At 72.8% G+C, this 9396-nt stretch carries 7 protein-coding genes; 3 read left to right on the top strand and 4 right to left on the bottom strand.

Translation table 11 applies throughout. The features are described from left to right. Positions 1-8 precede the first annotated feature (8 nt). The 3 genes from L1785_RS15370 to L1785_RS15380 all read right to left on the bottom strand — a co-directional run bounded on the left by L1785_RS15370 (position 9) and on the right by L1785_RS15380 (position 2807). On the bottom strand, positions 9-1211 hold the full coding sequence (locus L1785_RS15370; RefSeq protein WP_236090151.1) for an acetyl-CoA C-acyltransferase: 1203 nt from the start codon (positions 1209-1211) through the stop codon (positions 9-11). Positions 1212-1316: 105 nt separating this feature from the next. Beyond that, positions 1317-1997 carry a CoA transferase subunit B gene (locus tag L1785_RS15375; RefSeq protein WP_236090152.1) on the bottom strand — a complete coding sequence of 227 codons (681 nt, stop codon included), beginning with the start codon at positions 1995-1997 and terminating at the stop codon, positions 1317-1319. A 3-nt stretch (positions 1998-2000) separates the two neighbouring features. Next, positions 2001-2807, bottom strand: a complete 807-nt coding sequence (locus L1785_RS15380; RefSeq protein ID WP_236090153.1) for a CoA transferase subunit A — start codon at positions 2805-2807, stop codon at positions 2001-2003. Positions 2808-3877: 1070 nt separating this feature from the next. Here L1785_RS15380 and L1785_RS15385 point away from each other — a divergent pair. Next, on the top strand, positions 3878-4291 hold the full coding sequence (locus tag L1785_RS15385; RefSeq protein ID WP_236090154.1) for a putative endonuclease domain-containing protein: 414 nt from the start codon (positions 3878-3880) through the stop codon (positions 4289-4291). An 81-nt stretch (positions 4292-4372) separates the two neighbouring features. Here L1785_RS15385 and L1785_RS15390 read toward each other — a convergent pair whose 3' ends face one another. Beyond that, a complete protein-coding gene (locus L1785_RS15390) occupies positions 4373-5935 on the bottom strand; it encodes a helix-turn-helix domain-containing protein (protein WP_372461874.1) in 1563 nt (520 codons plus the stop codon). Between the two features lie 181 nt (positions 5936-6116). Here L1785_RS15390 and aceA point away from each other — a divergent pair, with 181 nt between their 5' ends. Both aceA and aceB read left to right on the top strand, forming a co-directional pair. After that, complete coding sequence (gene aceA / locus L1785_RS15395; RefSeq protein WP_236090155.1) at positions 6117-7493, top strand: isocitrate lyase; 1377 nt, start codon at positions 6117-6119, stop codon at positions 7491-7493. 79 nt (positions 7494-7572) lie between these two features. Then, the gene (aceB, locus tag L1785_RS15400) at positions 7573-9300 is read left to right on the top strand and encodes a malate synthase A (RefSeq protein ID WP_236090156.1); all 1728 of its coding nucleotides are present in this window, start codon (positions 7573-7575) and stop codon (positions 9298-9300) included. Positions 9301-9396 lie beyond the last annotated feature (96 nt).

A 9396-nucleotide genomic window follows, 5' to 3' on the forward strand; every position in this document is an offset into this window, starting at 1 on the left:
CGGAAGGGTCACGCCTCCAGGAGCAGGGCCTCCCCCTGGCCACCGCCGCCGCACAGCGCGACGGCGGCACGGCCGCCACCCCGCCGCGCCAGCTCGTGCGCGGCGTGCACGGCGAGGCGCGCCCCGGACGCCCCGATGGGGTGCCCCAGAGCGATACCGCCCCCGTGGATGTTGACGCGGTCGAGGTCCACCCCCAAGGTCCGCGCCGACACCGCCACGACCGCCGCGAACGCCTCGTTGATCTCGACGAGGTCCAGGTCCTCGGCCCTCCAGCCCTCGTGGGCGAGCGCGGCCGCGATCGCGTTCGCGGGCTGCGAGTGCAGCGTCGTGCCCGGCCCGGCGACCCGGCCCGCCGAGCGCACGGTGGCCAGCACCGGCACGCCCGCCGACTCGGCCAGACCCCGCGTGGTGAGCACGAGCGCCGCCGCGCCGTCGGAGATCTGGGAGGCGTTGCCGGCCGTGATCGTCCCGTCCTTCCTGAAGGCGGGCCGGAGCGCCGCCAGCCCCTCGGCCGTGGTCCCGGGCCGCACGCCCTCGTCGGTGCGCACCACCACCGGCTCCCCGCGCCGCTGCGGCACGGTCACGGGCGCGAGCTCGTCGTCGAAGAGGCCGTTGGCCCAGGCCTTCTCCGCCCGCTGGTGCGACGCCGCCGCGATCGCGTCCTGCTCCTGGCGGGTCACGTGCGCGTCTCCCGCGTTGTCCTGCTCGGTCGACAGCCCCATCGACTCGTGCGAGAACGCGTCCGTGAGCCCGTCGTGGGCCGTCGCGTCCAGGAGCGTGGCATCCCCGTAGCCGAGCCCCGACCGAGCGCCCGGCAGCAGGTGCGGCGCGTTGGTCATCGACTCCTGGCCGCCGACCAGCACCACTGACGCCTCGCCGGTGCGGAGCAGGCGCGCGCCGTCGACCACCGCGGCGAGCCCCGAGAGGCACACCTTGTTGATCGTGACCGCCGGCACGGACCAGGACACGCCCGCGGCCACAGCGGTCTGCCGGGCGGGGTTCTGCCCGGCGCCCGCCTGGAGCACCTGCCCGAAGATCACCGCGTCCACCTCGCCCGCGAGCGGCCCGGCCGCGTCGAGCGCGGCCCGCGCCGCGACCGCGCCGAGCTCCACCGCGGTCAGCGCCGCGAGCGAACCCCGCAGCCGCCCCTGGGGCGTCCGCGCGGCGGACACGACGACGACGTCGCCGGTCTCAGGGTTCTGTGCGGTCACGATGCCACCTCCGTCCCGGGCGTCGGCTCCGGCGCCCCTCCTACGCTTCACCGTACGTCCGCCCGGCGCCCGCGTAACCCTCCGGCACAGCATCCATCTGCGGCGTCATGCGCCCACCCCTGCGGCGCCCACGCCCGGGACGACCGCGACGTCGTCGGGCACGATCAGCTCTGGCTCGGTCGCGGCCGCGACGTCCGCCACGCTCACCCCCGGCGCAAGCTCGCGCAGCACGAGCCCGTCCGGCGTCACGTCGAGCACGGCGAGGTCCGTGATGATCCGGTCCACCACGCCGCGCCCGGTCAGGGGCAGGGAGCACTCCCTGAGGATCTTGGGCGAGCCGTCCTTGGCGACGTGCTCCATGAGGACGATGACGAGCCCGGCGCCGTGCACCAGGTCCATCGCCCCGCCGGGGCCCTTGACCATCTTGCCGGGGATCATCCAGTTGGCGAGGTCGCCCGCGGCGGAGACCTGCATGCCGCCCAGCACGGCGGCGTCGATCTTGCCGCCGCGGATCATGCCGAACGACAGCGCGGAGTCGAAGAAGGCCGCGCCCGGCAGCACGGTCACGGTCTCCTTGCCGGCGTTGATGAGGTCGGGGTCGACGGCGTCCTCCGTGGGGTACGGCCCCACGCCGAGGATGCCGTTCTCGGACTGCAGCACGAGGTGCCGGTCCCCGGGCACGTAGTTGGGCACGAGGGTCGGCAGCCCGATGCCGAGGTTCACGTACCAGCCGTCCTGCAGCTCGCGCGCGGCGCGCGCGGCCATCTCCTGCCGGGTGAGCGCCATCGCTCAGGCCTCCTTCGTGGCTGTGGCCGGAGCCTGCACGGTCCGGCGCTCGATCCGCTTCTCGACGTCGCGGCCGACCTCGACGACACGGCTCACGAACACGCCCGGCAGGTGCACGGCGTCCGGGTCGATCTCGCCCGGCTCGACCAGCTCCTCGACCTGCGCGATGCACACACGCCCGGCCGCCGCGGCGAGCGGCGAGAAGTTGCGCGCGGACTTGTTGAACACGAGGTTCCCGTGCCGGTCGCCCTTCAGGGCATGCACGAGGGCGAAGTCCGTCGTGATCGACTCCTCCAGCACGTACTGGGCACCGCCGAACGACCGCACCTCCTTGGCGGGGCTGGCCAGCGCGACCCCGCCTGCGCCGTCGTACCGCTGCGGCAGGCCGCCCTCGGCGACCTGCGTGCCGACGCCGGTGCGCGTGAAGAACGCCGCGATCCCGGCGCCGCCCGCGCGCAGCTTCTCCGCCAGCGTGCCCTGGGGCGTCAGCTCCACCTCCAGCTCGCCGGACAGGAACTGCCGCTCGAACTCCTTGTTCTCGCCGACGTAGGACGAGGTCATCTTTCGAATACGGCCGGCGCCGAGCAGCACGCCCAGGCCCCAGTCGTCGACGCCGCAGTTGTTCGAGACCACCCACAGGTCCCGCGTGCCCTGCGCGAGCAGGGCCTCGATGAGCGCGATCGGGTTGCCGCACAGGCCGAAGCCGCCGACCGCCAAGGACGCGCCGTCCGGGATGTCCGCCACTGCCTGCGCAGCGGAGGCCACCACCTTGTCCAGACCCTCGCCGAGATCCTTCGTCGTTGAAGTCATCGCGCCACTACCTTCCCGTCCCGATGCCTGCGGTTCCGTTACGCGCGCGTGCCTCGTCCCTCGGCCCCCACGCTCCACTGCACCTCCGTCATCGCGCCACTACCTTCCCGTCCCGATGCCTGCGGTTCCGTTACGCGCGCGTGCCTCGTCCCTCGGCCCCCACGCTCCACTGCACCTCCGTCATCGCGCCACAACCTTCCCGTCCCGATGCCTGCGGTTCCGTTACGCGCGCACCTTTCGCCTGACGATACGACCCCAGCCGCGGTCATACCTGCTGGCCGCGCGGCCCGGACCAGCGGGAACAGCACCTCGCGCAGGAGGGTACGCGCGAGACCGCCTCCAGGTCGCTCTACCGATGACTTGAGCCTTCTGGAGGTCTCGCGCGCCCGCGGACCAGAAGCCGCCCCGCGGGCGCCAACCACAACCTCAAGATCGAGGTATCTGTCCACAGATCACACGGCGCAGCCCGTCATGCCGAGGCCGCACCTGGTGCGATCGGCTCATGCGCACGCGGAAGCTCACGCCGATTCCTCAGGGGTTGCTCGACCTGGCCATCGGGCAGGAGGGGCTCCTCTCCGCCGCCCAGTGCACCGAGCGTGGCGTCAGCTCGGCCCGCCGGTCACGGCTCGTGGCGCACCGCCGGTGGCAGCACCTCACGCACGGCATCTACGACACGGACCCGAGGCCTCCGACCACCCGAACCGGCCCGGACGTCCTCGACCACCTGCGCCGGCGATCCGCATGGATCGCGCTGCTCGCCTGCGGTCCGACGGCGGTCGCGGTGGGCCTTTGCGCGCTCGCTCTGCACGGCGTCCGCGGCTTGCCCCTCCGCATCGACCCCGAGGCCGCGCTGCCGGGCGTGCGTCACGCCAAGGTCGGCCCGGGCGTGCGGGTCCGCTGCTACGACGTGACACCAGCCGACCGCCATCCCGAGCGGCGATGTGTGACACTCCTCGTCGCCCTCGCGCAGGCGTTGCCAAGCCTGGGCCGGTATCGCGCGGTCGCGGTCCTGGACGGCTTGCTCGACGGGGAAGCTCCTCCAGCCCGAAGACCTGCCGCACCTGCACGACATGCTGCGGGGCCGGCCCGGAGCCGAGACGGCGCACGCGTGGTTCGGCGAGGTCGACGGCCGGTCGGAGTCGGTCCTGGAGAGCTTCGCGCGACTGGAGTGCGTCGACGCCGGAGTGCCGCCGGACGACCTGCAGCACGAGTTCTTCGACGAGTCCGGCCGGTTCCTGGGGCGCGCCGACCTCGCGTGGAAGCTGCCGGGCAGCAGGTGGCTCGTCGTCGAGATCGACGGCGACGAGTTCCACAGCTCCCGGATGGCCAGGAGCCGGGACGCGGAGCGACAGAACGGCCTCGTTTCGGACGGTCGCATCGTGGTCCTGCGGTACACCTACGACCACCTGCGCCATCGCGGACACGTGGGCGAGCAGGTCCGGTCCACGCTCGCCCGGCTGGGCCGGACGGCCGGCCATCGCTGAGGAGCACGCCCGAGACCGCCTCCAGGTCGCTCAACCCATGGGTTGAGCGACCTGGAGGCGGTCTCGGGCGTGCTCCTTCCGTCAGGCAGGCGCGTGACGGTCCAGGAACCGGTAGACCTCCGTGGTCTCGACACCCGGGTAGGCGCCCGACGGCATCGCCGCGAGCATCGACGCGTGCGGTCGCGCCGACGGCAGCGCGTACTGCGACCACCGATCCGCGAGCGCCGCGGGCGGCACCCGGCAGCAGCCCTCGTCGGGACAGCGGGACACCGCCCGCTCGGTCGTGTCCCGCCCGAGGAACCATCGCACGTGCGCGAACGGCACGCCGACGGACACGGAGAACGCGCCGTCGGCGGTGTTCTCCACCCGTGAGGTGCACCAGTACGTGCCCGACGACGTGTCGGTGTACTGCGCGTACGGGTTGAACCGGTCCTCGACGCCGAACACGACGCGAGCCGTCCACTGCCGGCAGACGTGCTGCCCTTCGACGGCGCCGAGCGCGTCGGCCGGGAACCGCACGCCGTCGTTCTCGTACGCCTTGTGCAGGATCCCCGACTCGTGCACCTTCATGAAGTGCACCGGGATGCCGAGGTGCCGGGTCGCGAGGTTGGTGAACCGGTGGGCGGCGGTCTCGAAGGAGACGGCGAACGCGTCCCGCAGGTCCTCGATGGCGATGGCGCGGGCCTCCTTCGCGTCGCGCAGGACCCGCACGCCGGTCTTCTCGGGCACGAGCAGCGCGGCGGCGAGGTAGTTCGCCTCGACGCGCTGCCGCAGGAACTCGCCGTAGTCGCCTGGCTCGGAGTGCCCGAGCACGTGCGAGGCGAGGGACTGCAGCAGTGCGGAACGCGCGTTGGACCGCCCGCGCATGCCGGTGGACGGCAGGTAGACGCGGTGATGGCGCGTGTCGATGACGGACCGCGTCGAGTGCGGCAGGTCGCTCACGTAGTGCAGCGTGAAGCCGAGGTGGGCGGCGATCTCCGCGGCCATCCGCTCGGGCAGCGGCCCGGTGGTGTGCCCCACCTCGGCGAGCAGCCCGCGGGCGACCTCCTCCAGGTCCGGCAGGTAGTTGTCGGCGGCGCGCATGTCCGCGCGCAGCTCGGCGTTGGCGCGCCGCGCCTCCTCGGGCGTGGCCGCGCGCTGGGTGTGCAGGCGCTCGAGCTCGTGGTGCAGCGCGAGGATCGTCTCGAGGGCATCGCTCGGCAGCGACTTACCGACCCGCACGCCCGCGAGGCCGAGCGACGCGAACAGCGGGCCGCGCTGCACCCGTTCGAGCTCGATCTCGAGCCCGTCGCGGGCCGACGGCGGCTCCGCCGACAGCAGGTCCTCGACGGTGGCGCCCAGCGCCCTGGCGATGGCCTGGAGCTGGGAGAACTTCGGCTCGCGCTTGCCGTTCTCCAGCGTGCTGACCTGCGACGGCGCTCGCCCGATCGCGTTCGCGAGATCCTCCAGCGTCATCCCGCGCGAGGTCCGCAGGTGCCGCACCCGGCGTCCGATCGTCAGGGCGTCCGGCTCGGCCCCGGCGGGCGGACCAACGGTTCTGGCGCCGCGGTCCGACGTCGGACGCTCGCCCGGGTGTACCACCACACCGAGCGTTCGGCCGGGAGCGTTTCGCCCGGTTCCAGGATTCGTCGTCGTGCTGGCCATGGTTGAGGGTGACATACGCGAAGGCTTCCGTCCAGCAGAAGTTTCCCGAATCTTCTACGCGATGACCCCTTGGGAGGGGCTTGCTGAGTGACGGAAGGTAGACGCACGGCACCGCAACGCGGACGAGCCGGACGTTCCACCCCCGGTCTGCACCGGAGGCTTCACCACAGGAGGTCACGCCATGAGCACCCCCACCATCGTCAGCCGCCGCTCCCTCGACGAGACGCCCCGCGAGCCGGGCACCGAGGCGACTGCCCCGACGTCGGGCACCGCGCGACCGGGCGACCAGGCGCAGACCGCCGCCGAGCTGGCCGAGTCCTGGACGACGGACCCGCGCTGGAACGGCATCTGCCGCGACTACTCCGCCGAGGACGTCGTCGCACTGCGCGGCTCCGTCCGCGAGGACCGCACGCTCGCTCGCCGCGGCGCCGAGCTCCTGTGGGAGCGCCTGCACACCGAGGAGTGGGTGGCCGCGCTCGGCGCCTTCACCGGCAACCAGGCCGTGCAGCAGGTCAAGGCGGGCCTCAAGGCCATCTACCTGTCCGGCTGGCAGGTCGCCGCCGACGGCAACCTCGCCGGGCAGACCTACCCGGACCAGTCGCTCTACCCCGCGAACTCCGTCCCGGCCGTGGTGCGTCGCATCAACAACGCGCTCCTGCGGGCCGACCAGATCGACGTCGCGGAGAACGGCACGCCGACCCGTGATTGGCTCGCCCCCATCGTGGCCGACGCCGAGGCCGGCTTCGGCGGCCAGCTCAACGCCTACGAGCTCATGCACGCAATGATCGAGGCCGGCGCGGCGGGCGTGCACTGGGAGGACCAGCTCTCGTCCGAGAAGAAGTGCGGCCACCTCGGCGGCAAGGTGCTCATCCCGACGTCGCAGCACGTGCGCACGCTCCAGGCCGCTCGGCTCGCGGCCGACGTCGCCGGCGTCCCGTCGATCGTGATCGCCCGCACCGACGCGCTCGGCGCCGACCTGCTGACGTCCGACGTCGACCCGCGCGACCAGGCCTTCACCACCGGTGAGCGCACCGCCGAGGGCTTCTACCGCGTGCGACCGGGCCTCGATGCGGTCATCTCCCGCGGCCTGGCGTACGCCCCGTACTCCGACCTGATCTGGGTGGAGACCGGCGAGCCCGACCTCGTCCTGGCCCGTGAGTTCGCCGAGGCGATCCACACAGAGTTCCCGGGCAAGATGCTCGCCTACAACTGCTCGCCGTCGTTCAACTGGAAGAAGCACCTCGACGACGCCACCATCGCGAAGTTCCAGCGCGAGCTCGCGTCGTACGGGTACGCGTTCCAGTTCATCACCCTGGCCGGCTTCCACGCCGTGTCCCACTCGATGTTCGAGCTGGCCCGCGGCTACAACGAGCGAGCCATGAGCGCCTACGTCGAGCTGCAGGAGGCCGAGTTCGCCTCCGAGGCCGACGGCTACACCGCCACCCGCCACCAGCGGGAGGTCGGCACGGGCTACTTCGACCGCGTCGCGACCGCGCTCAACCCGGACGCCGCGACCCTCGCCCTGGCCGGTTCCACCGAGACGGCCCAGTTCCACTAAGCCCCACCCCGGTTGTCAGGAGCTCCCCGGGGTACGCCACGGGGAGCTCCTGACAACCCGGAGAACGAGGAGGACCGCCATGACTTCCACCATCGAGAACCACACCGGCTCGCCCGAGGCGACCGCTTCGACGTCGGGCACCGGAACCGGCGACGCGACCGCCCGCGGCTCCGTCCGCGTGACCGGGACGCTGGGCCCGCGCTACGACGAGATCGTGACGCCCGAGGCGCTCGACTTCCTCGCCCTGCTCCACGACGCGTTCGCAATCCGCCGCAGCGAGCGGCTCGCCGAGCGCCGTCGCCGCCGCCAGGAGGTCGCGGACGGCGCCGACCCGGACTTCCGCCCCGAGACCCGTCCGGTGCGGGCGGACCCGTCGTGGCGGGTCGCGGGCTCGGCCGGCGCGCCCGGGCTCGAGGACCGCCGCGTCGAGATCACAGGCCCGACCGACCCGAAGATGACGATCAACGCCCTCAACTCGGGCGCGAAGGTGTGGCTCGCCGACCAGGAGGACGCGTCGAGCCCGACCTGGCGCAACGTCGTCGAGGGCCAGCTGGCCCTTCGCGACGCGATCCGCGGCACGCTCACCTTCACCAACGAGGCGGGCAAGAGCTACGAGCTGCGCTCGCCGCGCCTCGCGGAGCTCCCGACGATCGTGTTCCGGCCGCGCGGCTGGCACATGGTCGAGAAGCACCTGCGCTACACCGCCCCCGACGGCGTCAGGGAGTGCGCGTCGGCCTCGCTGGTCGACTTCGGCCTGTACTTCTTCCACAACGCACGCGAGCTCGTGGCGCGCGGTCGCGGCCCGTACTTCTACCTCCCGAAGCTCGAGGGGTACCGCGAGGCGCGGCTGTGGAACGACGCGTTCGTGCTCGCGCAGAGCGCCCTCGGGCTGCCGCGCGGCACGATCCGCGCGACCGTCCTCATCGAGACCCTGCCTGCCGCGTTCGAGATGGAGGAGATCCTCTACGAGCTGCGTGACCACTGCGCCGGCCTGAACGCCGGCCGCTGGGACTACCTGTTCTCGATCATCAAGGCGTTCCGCACCCGCGGGGACTCGTACGTCCTGCCCGACCGGTCGCAGGTCCCGATGACCGCCCCCTTCATGCGGGCGTACACGGAGCTGCTCGTGCAGACCTGCCACAAGCGGGGCGCGCACGCGATCGGCGGCATGAGCGCCTTCATCCCGGACCGCCGCAACCCGGAGGTCACGGAGCGGGCGTTCGAGCAGGTCCGGGCCGACAAGCGGCGTGAAGCCGGCGACGGCTTCGACGGCACGTGGGTGGCGCACCCCGACCTCATCGACGTCGCCCGCGCCGAGTTCGACGCCGTCCTCGGCGAGACACCGCACCAGGTCGCGCGCCAGCGGCCGGACGTGTCTGTGGGGCAGCACGACCTGCTCGACGTCGCCTCCGTCCGCCGCTCCGGCGCCACGGTGACGTCGGCGGGCCTGCGCTCGAACGTGTCGATCGGTATCCGCTACATCGACGCGTGGCTGCGCGGCACGGGCGCCGCCGCACTGGACAGCCTCATGGAGGACGCGGCCACAGCCGAGATCTCACGGTCCCAGGTGTGGCAGTGGATCGCGGCCGGCACCCGCACCGACGACGACGGCCAGCCCATCACGCGCGAGCGTGTCGAGGAGCTCGTGCGCGAGGTCGTTGCCGAGCTGCCCCGGTCCGCGGACGACCGGGTCGACGACGCGGCCGCCGTCTTCCGGGCGGTCGCCCTGGCCGACGACTTCCCGTCGTTCCTCACCGTCGGCGCGTACTCGCAGTTCCTGGTGGGCTCGGCGGTGGACCAGCCGTAGGGGGAACCTGCTCCTGGGGAACGCGGGGGGGCGCCCCCCCCCCCCCCGGCCCGGGGGGGTTTGGGCGACAGGGGGGGGGGGGCCCCTGAACCCGAT

This window comes from Antribacter soli (genome assembly GCF_021568775.1).
Lineage (GTDB): Bacteria > Actinomycetota > Actinomycetes > Actinomycetales > Cellulomonadaceae > Antribacter > Antribacter soli.

Coding starts and splice junctions, on each gene's coding strand:
- L1785_RS15385 (WP_236090154.1), top strand. CDS start 3,878: ATGCTGCGGGGCCGGCCCGGAGCCGAGACGGCGCACGCGTGGTTCGGC.
- L1785_RS15375 (WP_236090152.1), bottom strand. CDS start 1,997: ATGGCGCTCACCCGGCAGGAGATGGCCGCGCGCGCCGCGCGCGAGCTG.
- L1785_RS15390 (WP_372461874.1), bottom strand. CDS start 5,935: ATGGCCAGCACGACGACGAATCCTGGAACCGGGCGAAACGCTCCCGGC.
- aceB (WP_236090156.1), top strand. CDS start 7,573: ATGACTTCCACCATCGAGAACCACACCGGCTCGCCCGAGGCGACCGCT.
- L1785_RS15380 (WP_236090153.1), bottom strand. CDS start 2,807: ATGACTTCAACGACGAAGGATCTCGGCGAGGGTCTGGACAAGGTGGTG.
- aceA (WP_236090155.1), top strand. CDS start 6,117: ATGAGCACCCCCACCATCGTCAGCCGCCGCTCCCTCGACGAGACGCCC.